The sequence below is a fragment of the Ensifer sp. PDNC004 genome, from assembly GCF_016919405.1.
Classification (GTDB): Bacteria; Pseudomonadota; Alphaproteobacteria; order Rhizobiales; family Rhizobiaceae; genus Ensifer.
Genome location: NZ_CP070352.1, coordinates 95,442 through 108,233, shown reverse-complemented (window position 1 = coordinate 108,233; position 12,792 = coordinate 95,442). Strand labels below are relative to the sequence as shown.

Sequence of the window (12,792 nt, the reverse complement as noted above, 5' to 3'; positions counted from 1 at the left end):
AATTGAGTCACACAGGTGACGGCGTGACATGGTGATGCAACAGTGGATGGGTAGTAATGCCGGGGATGCCATCAGCCGTGGTGCGACAGACACAATCATGCCTTTAGGATCGCAAGACGCTTTCAGTCCCATAACGCCACTTGAGGGGTCGGCTTTCTTGGCCGTCCTGCGCGATGCGGCAAAAGAGCTGCTCGCCATGCACGATGTCGCTCCGAGGGTGGTGCGCTATGTCGCCAGCATGCAGAAGTGGTTGATCACGCAGGCGATCATCGCGCTGCATTTTGAACGCAAACGCGATGAAACGCGTTCGCCACTAACGGCGGGCTCACTCATCGAATTCTTCGCGCCAAAGCTCCCCTTCAGCAAGAACACGCTTACGGCCCATCTGGCGGAAATGGTTGCCTATGGATTGCTTGTCCCGCAGGAAAGCAGGGACAAACGCATAAGACCATTGCGGTTGAGCGCCTACGGCGAAAGCATGATCGGCCAATGGCTGGCGAGCCATCTGGTCGCCCTCGATCGGCTCGATGGCGGTGATCGCGCGTCCAGGTTCGAGGGCGACCAGCGCCTGCTTGGACGGATCCACCCGCTGGCCGTTCGATCCCTCGTATTCGATCCGGGTTGGGCGCAGCCGCCGGCGAGCGTGGATCTGTTCGTGCGAACGGAAACGGGAAGCAATATCCTGCACGAACTCATCGGCCGGGTCCCGAGCGGCCTTGAGGTGTTTGATCGGCCGGTTTGCCTCGGAGCGCTCGCCGCAGGCGAGGTCTCGAACAGACACACCCTGTCGCGCGGCCACGTATTGCGGGTATTTGCCCGGGCCAAATCGGACGGGCTCCTCGTCTGGAGCCTTCCCGGCAATCGAGGCGACCTGTTCGTCTCCGAAACCCTGCTCAATGACTATGTTCGCTGGCAGGCGATCAAGTTCGCGGCCATTTCCGTGGCCTATCAGCGAGCGCAAGAGGACTTGGGGTGCGAACAAGCGCATGAGCCGGCGGTGGCGGAGTTCAGCGCTTGAGGGGATGCCACGACGAGGCCGCCAGTCGCGTCGCGCCGAGCCTTGAAACAATCCGCCCTCACGAATGGTGTGACGGACAGAAGCTGGTCGCGCCTCGCACGGCGTTCAATCGAGTTGCTTGGCTAAGACGATCGTCCCGGCAAGGTCTGCTTTCACGGGTTTCGCGAAACGCGTCGCGCCCAGTTCGACAAAGCCCCATTTGAGATACGCACGTCGTGCCTGTTCTGCCGACGCCATCACGTCCAGCCAGACATAACGGCTGCCTTCCTGCTTCGCCTGGGTGATGGCGCATTCCACGAGTTTACGGCCAATGGCCAGCCCCTTGGTGGCCCGCAGGAGATAGATTCGAGGGATCTCAGTGCCGCCGGGCTTTGACCGGATCGGATCGACGGCCCCAATGATCATCGTGAGGAAGCCGACAATTGCCTCATCCATCTGCGCCACCCAGACGCGCGCCTCCGGACGTTCGAGCAGCTTCGAGAATGCGTCCGAACTGAACGTCGCCAGTTGACGCGCCAGGGCAGCGCTGTCGTCCCAGAGATACGCATATTCTGCGGCATAGGCCGCTGGTCCGACATAACCAAGCTCCTCCGCGTCCGCCGCCGTCGCGCGAAGGATGCGCGGTTCCGGCCGATCCATAAGCCCCTCCCCCTCGGTGAACGCGCGGACTCTATTGCACCGCATTTCCCGGACTTCAAATCTCAAGCTGCAACGAGTGGCCAAGCGGGCGGTTGAGCGCCCGCTTGCGAGTTGGCGTTCGGGCGCGCGGTTCGGACGGCTTGGCAGCGGCAGCTCACGCAAACGTGCAAGGACGTGACCGGCAACGCATTGCATCGGGTCCAAACCCTGCTAACACCCGGCTCCTCAAGCACCGCGTTGGAAGATCGACAACCGGTCGATGTCGGAATTTCGCGTGGAGGCCTGCTTTGCCTGGCGCCCTTCATTGATCCCGACCAACCTGTCTCCCATATGCGACGGGCCCGGCCCCTTCCTCCCGGCGGGACCGACAACAACGACCAAGGAAGAACAAGAAAATGAACAATAATGGACGCCTATCGGGCAACTCCTTCGCTGCGCCAAACCTTCGCGATCGCCTGACCGCCGACGGTCTCGCCTATCTGGCCGCCCTGATGCCGGTATTCCTGTTGCTCTGTTAGCTTCGGCTGCCGAGCTTCGGGCCGGCGCCTGGCCCGTGAGCGCGCTCGAAGCGAGCCTCAAAGCCACCTTCGGCGCAAGAAAGAACCCCATTCCGCTTCAATTCTCAGCTTTCGCAGGCGATCGCCGCTTGTCACGTGCGCGGCGTAGGAATTGGTGAAGGTGACGAGCAGGATGCGCGCCATCTTCGGATCTCCTCCGGTCCGCTCAAGTTCGTCGGCGATCTCTTGGTGGAGAGATTGGCTCGACGCGGGCTCGGCGATACGCCGCTCCGCCATCTCCAGCATCCGCTCGACAAAGACGAGATCGATCACATAGGCCGGCACCGATTTGCCGATCATGACGATACCTCGCGGCCTGCAGAAAAGGCCCAGCATGGTGTCTCGCTCTTGGAAACGAGCGGGCGGTCCGTCTGAGAGAAGGTGGGCTTCCGGGGCGTTTCCTGCCCTCTTCGGAAAAGCATCATGCTCCCTCTCCTTCTCACGCAGTAGGCCCGGCAAGGATCGGGCCGAACGACATCCGTATGGGAGCCCAACCGCCAAAGGCGCGAAGAGTTCCAAAGGAAAATCGATTTTTGCGATTAAAGGCCGGCGCACGTTCCGCCATCAACGCGAACCGCGCGAGCCCAGATGTCCGAACAGGTCTCGTGCCGGCCGGCTCAGTTCTTTTTCCGCCCGCACGCAGACGGACAGCCGCCGCGTCGCCCAGTCATCGGCAAGGCGCACGAACGCGGTCTTGGCGGATCTGCTGCCGCGCCGCGCCGCCGTCTCCGGCATGATGGCGAGGCCGACACCCGGCGAAACCATGTGACACAGGCCCTCGAAGCTGCGCAGGCGCGTGCGGATCTTCAGCGTCGGACCCAATCGGCGCGCGTGCACGTCGATGTGGCCCTGCAATGCGCCATCCGTCAGGCCGACGAACGGCTGGTCGACAATGTCGGCAAAGTCGACATGCCTGCTTGCCGCCAGTGCATGATCGCGCGGGATCACGACGACGAGGCGGTCGATCGCGAAGGGGCGCAGTTGCAGGCCGCCCGTATCGACCTGGTCCGAAAGAATGCCGATCTCCACGAGGTCGGCGGCGACGGCTCGCGCAATCTCGATGCTTTGGCGTTCCTTCAGATCGACGTCGATCCGCGGATGTGCCGCCATCCAGGCGCCAAGTCGCTGCGGCAGAAACTCCGTGAGTGCGGCTGTATTCGCCGCAAGCCGGATCGTTGCTCGAAGGCCATCGGCGTGTTCACCAAGCTCGCCGCGCATCCGCCCCATCTGCCGCAGGATCAGCTGGGCGTGATGCGCCAGCGCTTCTCCGGCCGGCGTCGGCCGCACCCCGCGGCGGCCACGTTCGAGCAGCTTGACCTTGCCGATCGCCTCCATGTCACGCAGGCGTTCGCTTGCCGCCGGCAAGGAAAGCCCGGCATCCGCTGCGCCATGGGTCATGCTGCCGGCATCCACTACGGCAAGAAACAGTCGAAGGTCGGTGAGGTCGAAACGCATGCAAACGAGGCTATCGGAAAAGCAGCCTTCGGACCAGCCGAAGTCTGATTGCGGATGATCCGCATTGTGCCGGTGCGGGTATGCGCTATGCCCGTGGCATGCTCGACCTTGCTCCGTCCCTCGCCGTTGCGATTGCCGCTACTTTCTTCGCCGCCGGCATCCTCAAGGGCGTCACTGGCATGGGGTTGCCGACCCTGGCGATGGGCGTGCTCGGCACGCTCGTCTCACCCCTTGCCGCCGCCAGCCTGTTGATTGCCCCGTCCTTCTTGACGAACGTCTGGCAGCTTCTCGCCGGCCCGAGCTTCCGCGCGCTCGCTGTCCGGCTTTGGCCGATGAAGCTGGCGGTCGTCGTCGGCACGCTCGGCGGTTCATCGGTGCTTGCCGGTGGGAGCACCGCGCTGACGACGGGCGCGCTGGGTGCGGCGCTCGTTCTCTACGCGGCCTTCACACTCTTTGAGCGTCAGCTACACGTACCGGCAAAGTGGGAGCCGTGGCTGTCTCCAGTCGTCGGCGCGGCAACCGGGATCGTGACGGGCGCAACCGGCGTCTTCGTCATCCCGGCCGTGCCCTATCTGCAGGCGCTCGGTCTTGAACGGGACGAACTGGTGCAGGCGCTCGGCCTCTCCTTTACCGTGTCCACGGTCGCCCTCACCGCCGGGCTCGTCTGGCAAGGTGCCTTCGAGGCTGACAATCTGCTCGTCTCCGGTCTCGCCATTGCGCCCGCGCTTGCCGGCGTGTGGGCAGGGCAAGTCGTTCGCAACCGTGTGAGCCCGTCCGCATTCCGGCGCTGGTTCCTCGTCTGCCTGCTCGTTCTCGGCGCCGAAATGCTTGCGCGGCCGCTTCTGTAAAGGGGTCATCCAGTCTGCTGTTTGGTCACGTTGGGACTGCGAACTCCCGCTACGGAATGCTGACCCGCCACACACGGTGGCGGCCGGCTGATTGTGACAACAGCATGGTCGAAAAAAAATGGCTCAATCTATTGAAGAGACTGTGTTTTAAGGTCGCTCTGCCCTGGAGCTCATGCTGGCACGATTTTCAGCGCGATGACGCCGCCGGCGATCACCAGCATTGCGGTTGCCCGTGAGATGGTGATGGCTTCTCCGAAGAGCAGCACGCCGCAGAGAACGGATCCGACGGCGCCGATGCCAGTCCAGACCGCGTAAGCTGTGCCTAGCGGCAAGGTCTTGAGCGCCTGGGTAAGCAGGGAGAGAAAGACCACCAACGCGACGATCGAGACCAGCGTCCAGGACAGGCGGCTGTAGCCGTTCGAGAACTTGGTGCTGACAGCCCAGGCGACGTCTGCGACGCCGGAGAGAACGAGATAGATCCAGGCAAGCGATGTGGATGACATGGCAATTCTCCGGCGTTCGACAGATCGCGATCGGTTGCGGCTTCACACGAGTTTGATGATGGCGACACCGGCCAAGAGCAGCACCACGCCGCCCAGGCGCAGCCCCGACACGGACCTCTGCGGTAGGCGGAACCAGCCGTAGCGATCGACGAAGACGCTTGCGACCTGCTGGCCGGCCACGGTGAGGCCGACAGCGGCGGCTGCGCCAATCGCCGGGATCGCGGTAAAGACGGTGGTGACATAGGTCGCTCCGGCGAGACCCCCGAGCCATCCCCACCAGGGCATTGTCTGCACGTCGGCGATGTCAGGGCGGGATGTCTTTTGCCCGGCGAGCACCAGAAGCATCACCACGGCCATGGCGAGCGTGGCGACGAGAAACGAGATCGCACCCACCGCGAACGGCGCACCGCCGAGATCATGGCGCAGGAGCGCATTGACGGCGCCCTGGACCGGGAGCACGGCGCCTGCCATCAACGCAAGGGCGATCCAGCCAAGCCGGTCGGCTTTAACATTGTCTTTTCCGCCTTGCCCGAACACCACCATAGCAACCCCGAGGAGCACGACGAGCGTGCCAACGGCGGCCCCGACCCGCAGTCCCGTCGGCGGAACGCCCAGCAAGCCGAAACTATCGAGCGTCAGGGAAGCGAGCATCTGTCCGGCGATGAACAATCCGACGGAAACGACGGCGCCAAGGCGGGGGAAGAGAACGATGGTCGAGACGACATAGACGGCTGAGGCGGTGCCTCCTATGAGATGCCACCACTTGACCGCGGGAATTGCACCAAGCGCGGCGATTGTTCCCGTCAGGAGGGTGACGAGAAACAACAGGCCCGTGCCAATCGCGAGCTGAAGCGTGGTCGCCGCAAAAGGCGATCCGACCGCTTTGGAAAGTTGTGCGTTGGCACCCGCCTGGACAGCGAGCAGACCACCCGCAAGCAAAGCCAATGGAACGAACAGGGTCTCCATCACGGGACCTCCTGGATGAAAATGACGTTGAGAATGGAGGAAGTGTTGATCGGTGAATGCGCTTTAGTGCGGCGGCGCCTGAGGATGCGGGGCGGCCGAGTGAGCGCCCGTCCTAAGCACCCGATCGCCGAAGAGTGGGATCATCTCGTGTCGCTCCACCGACCGGCCCATCCGATCGTGAGACCAACATTAGCCGGTGCTCCGTTGCAGAACGATCTGTCGTTTTGCCTAGTGTCTCTGCGTATTTGCACAGCCGCATTCAATGACGGCTCCAGAGCGAATGGGTCGTCTAGACCGTGGAACTCGATTGCGAAAAGCGATTGACAATACGCGGTGGTGGCAGTGCAAATTCGCCCATCCGACGAACAACCTGTTTTAGGTTTGCGCAATCATGCACAGCCATCACCGTATCGACTGGGAAGATCTTCGCTTTGTTCTGGCGGTTGCCGAAGCAAACTCCCTTGCGGCCGCCGCCAGGGCGCTCGGCGTCAATCACACGACCGTGCTCCGGCGTGTCGGGTCGTTCGAGCGGAAGCTCGGGGTCCGGCTGTTTGACCGGCTCCCGTTCGGCTACACGCTCACTGCCGGTGGCGAGGAGCTCCTGGCGGTGGCCCGGCAGATGGCTGACACGGTCACGGAGCTCGAGCGCCGCTTGACGGGGCAGGATTTGCGGCTCGAGGGTAGCCTGAGGATCACCACCACCGATACGCTCATGGCGTCGATCCTGCCCTCGATCCTGGCCGATTTCCGTCAACGTCATCCCGGCGTCCTGCTCGAGGTCAGCACCTCGAATGCGCTTGCAAATCTCTCCCATCGCGACGCGGACGTCGCCATACGCCCCGCGGTCGATTCACCGGATGCCCTGGTCGGTCGGCGGATCGCCAAGGTCGCTTTCGCCGTCTATGCGGCGCCGTCCTATCTCGACATTCGGGGACTGGCCGCTGCCGATACGATCGATATCGCACGGGAACACTGGATCGGGCTTGGCGACGCGCTTGCGTCCACGAGCGTGGCACGATGGATGCGCGCGGCGCTCGCGGCGCCCGCGGTCTTGCGTTGCGATTCGCTGGTCACGGCGCGCGAGGCGGCAATGGCCGGTATCGGTCTTGCTGCCCTGCCCTGCTATCTCGGCGATACGACGGCCGGTCTCATCCGCATCGGCGCGCCAGTTGCCGAGATGACGCGGGAGCTTTGGCTTCTGACACACGAGGATTTGCGGCGCACGGCACGCGTCAGCGCCTTCACCGAATTTGTCGGCCAGGCGCTCGCAAAACACCGCCTGCTTCTCGAAGGCAACAAGCCCTCCACTTAGGAGTTCCCTCGGGAACGGCCAACGCGGACGGAGCGCTTAAGATCCCCTCAGATCCAGTTGGTCAGGGACACGTCAGATGCCTAGCTCAGTTTGCGAAACCTATCCCGGAATATGCGAAAAAAGCCGCCTGAAATATTCGCGGCCGCGCCGTCTCCTGCGTGCGGCAAATGAGAACCTCCGGGGTGCGCCACGCCCAATACTATCCACGCCGGTCGCCATTCCGTTGGCCCTTGAAAGCGAGCGTGCATCGGCAATCCGGATCGGATCGGCCGTATCTATGCTGGGATTGCTCATTCTTGCCGCTCATGTCGGAACGACGGCCGTGGCGGGCATCCTTGCTGGCGCGTTCGATGGACTGTTGATCGAGGCGTCGTCGATCCTCCGGTGAGTACCACGGCGGAACGTACATCGCGTCGGGTCGTCAGAAGCGATTGACCACATTGCGGTTGGTCAGCGTTCCCGTCGCAAAAGCAAGGCTGGCCGCGGCGACGAGCGTGTCGCTGTAGGCGGTCGCCCTTGCGACTTTCGCCTGCAGCAGCGCCGTCTGCGCGATGCTGACATCGGTGATCGTGCCCAGGCCCTGCTTGTAGTAGTCGACCGCAGCATCGTAGGTCGTCTGAGCGGCGGTCGTCAGCTCGCTCGCTGCCGCATAGCCGGCCAGGCTGGTTCGCAGCAGATCATAGGCGACGACAACTTCCCGCGCTGCGGTGTTTTGCAGCTGCGCCATCTCCTGCTCGGCAGCGCCGACCTGTGCCATCGCCGATTGCAGCCGCGCATCGCGCAGCCCGCCATCGTAAATCGGGAAGCTCAGGCCGATCATCAGGTTGGCATTCGGCTGGTTGACGCGGATCGTCGAGCGCTGGTCGAAACGCGTGTCTTCGACGCTGAGCGACCCGATGTTGCGGTTCACGTTGCCCACCAGCGCAACCTTCGGCATGAACTCCGCGCGGGCGGCCGCAATACCGTTCTTGTCGGCCTGCAGGCGAGCAAAAGCCGCCTGCACATCCGGTCGACGCTGGAGCGATGTCGCAATCAGCCGGTTGAGGTCTTCAGGCACGGCCTTCGGCAGAGCGCGATTGCTGCCGTCGGCGATGCGGATCTCAAGCGTTGGCGAGACCCCGACCGCTTCGAGAAGCGTCATATAGGCATTGCGCTCGTGCCCTTGCGATTGGGTCAGGTTGAAGCGCGCCTGCGCCACCTGCTGGTTTGCCTGAGCGACTTCGATCGACGTGGCGATGCCGCGGCCCATGCGTGCCTTGGCGGCCGCCTGGACGAGCTCGGCATTCTGCACCGTCTGGCGGGCGATCTTCAATTGAACGCGCGCCGCCGTCAGGACGAAATAGGCGTTGGAAACATCGAAGATCAGCTTCTGGTGGGTGCCATTGAAGGTGACGTTTGCGGCAAACGCCAATTGCGTCGCCGCCGCTCTCCCCGCATCCCGCCCGCCGAAATCGAGAAGCAGCCACTTGACCGTAAGGGATGGAATGAACTGCGCGCCAGTTGTCGTCAGCGTGCCGGGGGCGATCGGTATGGGACCGCCGATGCCGGGCGCAGTCGCCGACGTCTGCTCCAGACCGGCGAGTACATCGGCCGTCAGGAGAGGCAGGTACACCGCTTCGGTGATGCCGACGGCAATCGCCGCCTGCCGGGCGCGCTGCCAGGCGGCACGGGTAATCGGATTGGTCCGCTGGGCGATATCGACCAGTTCCGGCAAGCTGTAATCGTGTTTCGGATCGATCGACGGCGTCGCGATCGTAATCGGGATCTTAGGGTTCGGCGCGAGAGAGAAATCCGGCGCGCCGGCACTCACCTTCGAGGCGTCCTTGGTGCCCGTTCCCGAAACGGCCGGCCGGTCGGCGCTCGGTGGCGCCAGATCATCGAGTGCAGCGGACGTGCAGGCTGCCGGGATCGACAATGCGCCAAGGAGAAGAGAGCCTCGGGCAGCACGGCACATGCTTCGGCAAAGGGCGATCCCCCCTACCGAAACCCACCTCGCCCCCGCAGAAACCATCATTCCAAGGCATCCCCCGCTGCCAGCCGCCGAACCACAGTCTCGATCTTCTCGTAGAGTGCAAGCCTCCAGGCGAGCTCGTCGCGGATTCGCCGGGGAAAACCTCCGGCATGTATGCTTGCCTTCCGGGCGCGGGCGAGACTCGCTTTCAGCCGCCGAAGCGCCAGGGCCAGATCCGCACTGGGCTTCGGCCGGTGCCAAACCTCCAATCGCTCGGCCTGACCGTTCAGCCATTGCGCCACCGCGCGCTCATAGCCAAGGACAGCGCGTTTCAGCGGCGCCGGCGCGCCGCGCAACGGGCCGAAGGCGCGGTCGTGTTCGCGCAGTTCGATGATGGGTGCGGCCAGTTCCTGCAGACCGAGGGCAATGCGCTCCGTCGTCCGGGCATCGATGTCTCCCCGCCGCACGTTTGCAGGCTCGAAACGCAGCAGTTCACTCTGGCGCAATGCGCCAGCGACACCGCTGATCAGGTCGGCATAGTCGCCGGTGGGGCCGCCGCGGCGCGCTAACAGATTGGCAAGCGTGGCACCGCTTGCCGCAAGGTTCCTGCGTATTCCCTGCCCGATGCTGACCGGCCAGATCGTCGAGAAGACGACCGAAACGACGATGTTGCCGAAGACGATACCGATGATGCGATCGCGCGCCTCGTTGAGATCCAGGCTCGGGCCGAAACCGTGCAGCACGACGAGGAAGAAGCAGAGCGCCATCTGCCAACCGATGTAGGAAATGCGCTCCGAACCGACGGAAATCCATGCCGCAATGAGGCTGACCGCACCGACAAGAAAAGCGAGCTGGCCGATATCCGTCATGTGCGGCACGAGCCAGATCGTCGAGCCAATCGCCACGGCGCCGCCAAGGAGGCAGCCCGTCAGCCGCAGCGCCAGCTTGTGCATGGTCTCGCCCGTCGTTCCAAGCGCTACCATGAAACAGGTGATCAGGGCGGTGTGGATCGCAAACCAATCGAGGGCCGTATAGGTAATGTAGGTGATCATCACCGCAAGCAGCGCCTTCAGCGCGAACTGCGTGTAGAGCGGATTGCTGAAAGCGTCCGGCAGGAAGAACCCTTCTTCAGCAGCGCCTGACGCGAGCGCGGGCTGGCCAACCCCCACCAGGATGTCGACGATCCTTTCGACCAGGCGCGCCGGGAGTGGATCAGCGGCTTTGAAGGCACGAAAATCAGGCGATCCGGCGAGACCCTGTTCGGGCGGCCTACGTCTACGGATCGCTTCGGCAATGCGGCGAAGAACCTCCACCGCCGCAGCATTTTCCCGCGGCCTTCGCCCATCGAGCGATAGGGCGAGTGCCAGCGTCAGCAAATCATAGGACGCGTCCGTCGCCGCCTGCATGCGCGGCACGTCGTGCTTGTCCATCAACGCCAGAAGCTTTGAGAACCCGGCATATTTCTTGAGCTCGCCATTGCCTTCGGCCAGCAACGTCGCAGCCACGCGTTTCGCCGCGTGGTCTCTACTAGCCAGGAGCCGGCCTGCCACCTCCAACCGCTCGGCGATCGCCGAGCGTAGCCGTCGCGCCGGGCTGTGGCCGGCGATGACGTGGATCGCGATCAGATAGACCACCGGAAAGAACACGACCACCCACATCCAAGCGAGCCCTCGGATCAGCAGTTCCGGGATCGGCACGATATCGTAGAGCGTCATGACGAAGGCAAAGACCATGGCGACCGTACCGATCGGCGGCCCGGCACGGCTTGCCTGCGTCAGGTACATGCCGCCGAAGGTAAAAAAGGCGACCAGAGCCAGGCGCAGTGCCGGTTCGTCCGCCACCACCATCAGGCAGACGATGGCCAGCAGAATTCCGATCGTCGCCCCGACAAGCAAGCCGATGGCGATCAGGATGCCGGAGCCGGCATCAGCTCTGAACGCGAAGAAGACGAGATAACAGGAGATCGCCGCTTCGGGGACCTGCAGCGCCATCGCCGTTACAGCAACCAGCGTGGTGACCAGCGCCATGCGCAGGGAAAGGTCCAGCCGGCCCGGATAGGGTTGCAATTCGTTCCAGAGGATCGACGTGTAGCGGACGCTACTTCGCGGCTGGAACAGCATCGGCGTCGTTATGCGCGGGCCCGATGACGACGACGGCGGAGGCGCCGACGCGCATCAGGTCCTCCGGCGGATTTTCAAGCCGCACATGCACGGGAAAGCGCTTGGCGACCCTCACCCAATTCAGCGAGTTGGAAACGATCGGTATGCCGAGGATCGTGGCGGAATCTTCCGATCGCACGCCCCAGCCGACACCCTCGACCGTGCCGGAAATACGACGCTCCGGATCCGCCATGACGAAGACATCGGCGCGGCTGCCGATGGCGATCGCCTTGAGTTCCGTTTCGCGGAAGAAGGCGACGGTCTCCCATTCGGCCGTGTCGATCAGGGTAAACAGCGTTTCGGCGGGAACCACGACCTTGCCGACCGTCGTGCGCAAGCCGACGATCTTGCCGTCGAACGGCGCCCGAACGATGGTGTTCTCCAGGTCCCGCTCGGCAAGCGCGACCGTCGCCCGCGCGACATCCGCCTGGGCCTTGCGGGTATCGAGGGTGCCGATCACCCGGTTTGCGCCATGGGCCGACCGCAACGCCTGAGCAAGGCTGACCTCGGCATCCTTGACGGCGGTACGCGCCTCGTCGACCTGCTGCGCGGTCACGAACCGCTTCGGCAAGAGCGGCTCCAGCCGCTCCTGTGTCTGGCGCGCGAGCATGACATTGTTCTTTGCGCGGGCGATCTGCCTGTCCGCAACGTCGGCATTGGCGCGCTCGAGATCGAGATTGCGCTCTCCCTGTGCCACCTCCGACTGTGTCGCCTTCAGCTCGGCCTGCGCCTGCTCCAGACGCAGGCGATAGGGTTCCGGATCGAGGCGGAAGAGCACGTCGCCCTTCTTCACGCTGGAATTGTTGCGCACTTCGACAGCGATGACCCGGCCCGGCACGCTCGCGGCGATCGCGACCGTCGGTGCATCGATTTCAGCGACGTCCGTGCGCGGGCTGCGATCGACCTGCCAGAAAGCGAAATAGACCGCGAAGGCCGCGCTGGCGATGATGAGCGGGCCGAGCACACGCGCGACGGCGCGCCGGAAGAGATCACCGCCACTCAATGCGGCGCTCCGCCAAAGGCCAGATACCAGTAGATGATGCTGGTGGTGAGCGCGAGCGAGAGGTAGACGAGAAGCGGCGCCGGCAGGTGTTCGTCAATGCCGGCGTGCACGAGGATCAGCCGTGCGACGACCGTCGTGACGATACCGAGCCCGGCACAGAGCAGCCAGGCTGGAAAATACGAGCCGAACACCACGATCGAAGGCGCAAGCGGATCCCGGGCACAGCCCGCGACCGTCAGCATCCCCACCGACAAAAGTGCGCGCCCGATCGTCCGCCGCCGGCGGCCGGCACGCATGCTACGTCGAACCACACCATCCCCCATGTCATGGCCATTATCATGCAAGCGCCGATACTGGTGAATTACGCGATCCGATTCAACC

13 protein-coding genes are annotated in these 12,792 nt (G+C 63.7%); 4 read left to right on the top strand and 9 right to left on the bottom strand.

Annotated elements, in window-relative coordinates; genetic code table 11:
• Window positions 1-157 precede the first annotated feature (157 nt).
• Window positions 158-1,018 (top strand): hypothetical protein, encoded by an 861-nt coding sequence (locus JVX98_RS00485; protein WP_205236486.1) that lies wholly within the window; start codon window positions 158-160, stop codon window positions 1,016-1,018.
• A 105-nt stretch (window positions 1,019-1,123) separates the two neighbouring features.
• Here the strand turns inward: JVX98_RS00485 and JVX98_RS00480 are convergent, their stop codons facing one another.
• Window positions 1,124-1,657, bottom strand: coding sequence for a GNAT family N-acetyltransferase (locus JVX98_RS00480; RefSeq protein ID WP_205236485.1), 534 nt, complete (start codon window positions 1,655-1,657; stop codon window positions 1,124-1,126).
• A 395-nt stretch (window positions 1,658-2,052) separates the two neighbouring features.
• On the opposite strand from JVX98_RS00480, the gene JVX98_RS32490 reads away from it, so the two are divergent.
• On the top strand, window positions 2,053-2,175 hold the full coding sequence (locus JVX98_RS32490) for a hypothetical protein (protein WP_256442638.1): 123 nt from the start codon (window positions 2,053-2,055) through the stop codon (window positions 2,173-2,175).
• 57 nt (window positions 2,176-2,232) lie between these two features.
• Here the strand turns inward: JVX98_RS32490 and JVX98_RS00475 are convergent, their stop codons facing one another.
• Both JVX98_RS00475 and JVX98_RS00470 read right to left on the bottom strand, forming a co-directional pair.
• Window positions 2,233-2,514: a hypothetical protein gene (locus tag JVX98_RS00475; protein WP_205236484.1), complete on the bottom strand. Its 282-nt coding sequence runs from the start codon at window positions 2,512-2,514 to the stop codon at window positions 2,233-2,235.
• 264 nt (window positions 2,515-2,778) lie between these two features.
• On the bottom strand, window positions 2,779-3,669 hold the full coding sequence (locus tag JVX98_RS00470) for a LysR family transcriptional regulator (RefSeq protein WP_205236483.1): 891 nt from the start codon (window positions 3,667-3,669) through the stop codon (window positions 2,779-2,781).
• A 98-nt stretch (window positions 3,670-3,767) separates the two neighbouring features.
• On the opposite strand from JVX98_RS00470, the gene JVX98_RS00465 reads away from it, so the two are divergent.
• Window positions 3,768-4,517, top strand: a complete 750-nt coding sequence (locus JVX98_RS00465; RefSeq protein ID WP_205236941.1) for a sulfite exporter TauE/SafE family protein — start codon at window positions 3,768-3,770, stop codon at window positions 4,515-4,517.
• Between the two features lie 170 nt (window positions 4,518-4,687).
• On the opposite strand, the gene JVX98_RS00460 is transcribed toward JVX98_RS00465, so the two are convergent.
• Window positions 4,688-5,020: a multidrug efflux SMR transporter gene (locus tag JVX98_RS00460; protein WP_205236482.1), complete on the bottom strand. Its 333-nt coding sequence runs from the start codon at window positions 5,018-5,020 to the stop codon at window positions 4,688-4,690.
• A gap of 42 nt (window positions 5,021-5,062) precedes the next feature.
• Window positions 5,063-5,986: a DMT family transporter gene (locus JVX98_RS00455; protein ID WP_205236940.1), complete on the bottom strand. Its 924-nt coding sequence runs from the start codon at window positions 5,984-5,986 to the stop codon at window positions 5,063-5,065.
• 391 nt (window positions 5,987-6,377) lie between these two features.
• Here JVX98_RS00455 and JVX98_RS00450 point away from each other — a divergent pair, with 391 nt between their 5' ends.
• Window positions 6,378-7,298, top strand: coding sequence for a LysR family transcriptional regulator (locus tag JVX98_RS00450; RefSeq protein ID WP_205236481.1), 921 nt, complete (start codon window positions 6,378-6,380; stop codon window positions 7,296-7,298).
• A gap of 421 nt (window positions 7,299-7,719) precedes the next feature.
• Here JVX98_RS00450 and JVX98_RS00445 read toward each other — a convergent pair whose 3' ends face one another.
• Genes JVX98_RS00445 through JVX98_RS00430 form a run of 4 tightly spaced genes read right to left on the bottom strand, consistent with a single transcriptional unit; the run spans window position 7,720 to window position 12,722 of the window.
• Window positions 7,720-9,312, bottom strand: a complete 1,593-nt coding sequence (locus JVX98_RS00445) for a TolC family protein (RefSeq protein ID WP_205236480.1) — start codon at window positions 9,310-9,312, stop codon at window positions 7,720-7,722.
• On the bottom strand, window positions 9,309-11,369 hold the full coding sequence (locus tag JVX98_RS00440; RefSeq protein ID WP_205236479.1) for an FUSC family protein: 2,061 nt from the start codon (window positions 11,367-11,369) through the stop codon (window positions 9,309-9,311). The genes JVX98_RS00445 and JVX98_RS00440 overlap by 4 nt, the downstream gene beginning before the upstream one ends.
• Window positions 11,347-12,411, bottom strand: a complete 1,065-nt coding sequence (mdtN, locus tag JVX98_RS00435) for a multidrug transporter subunit MdtN (RefSeq protein ID WP_205236478.1) — start codon at window positions 12,409-12,411, stop codon at window positions 11,347-11,349. The genes JVX98_RS00440 and mdtN overlap by 23 nt, the downstream gene beginning before the upstream one ends.
• Window positions 12,408-12,722 (bottom strand): YtcA family lipoprotein, encoded by a 315-nt coding sequence (locus JVX98_RS00430; protein ID WP_246764832.1) that lies wholly within the window; start codon window positions 12,720-12,722, stop codon window positions 12,408-12,410. The genes mdtN and JVX98_RS00430 overlap by 4 nt, the downstream gene beginning before the upstream one ends.
• Window positions 12,723-12,792 lie beyond the last annotated feature (70 nt).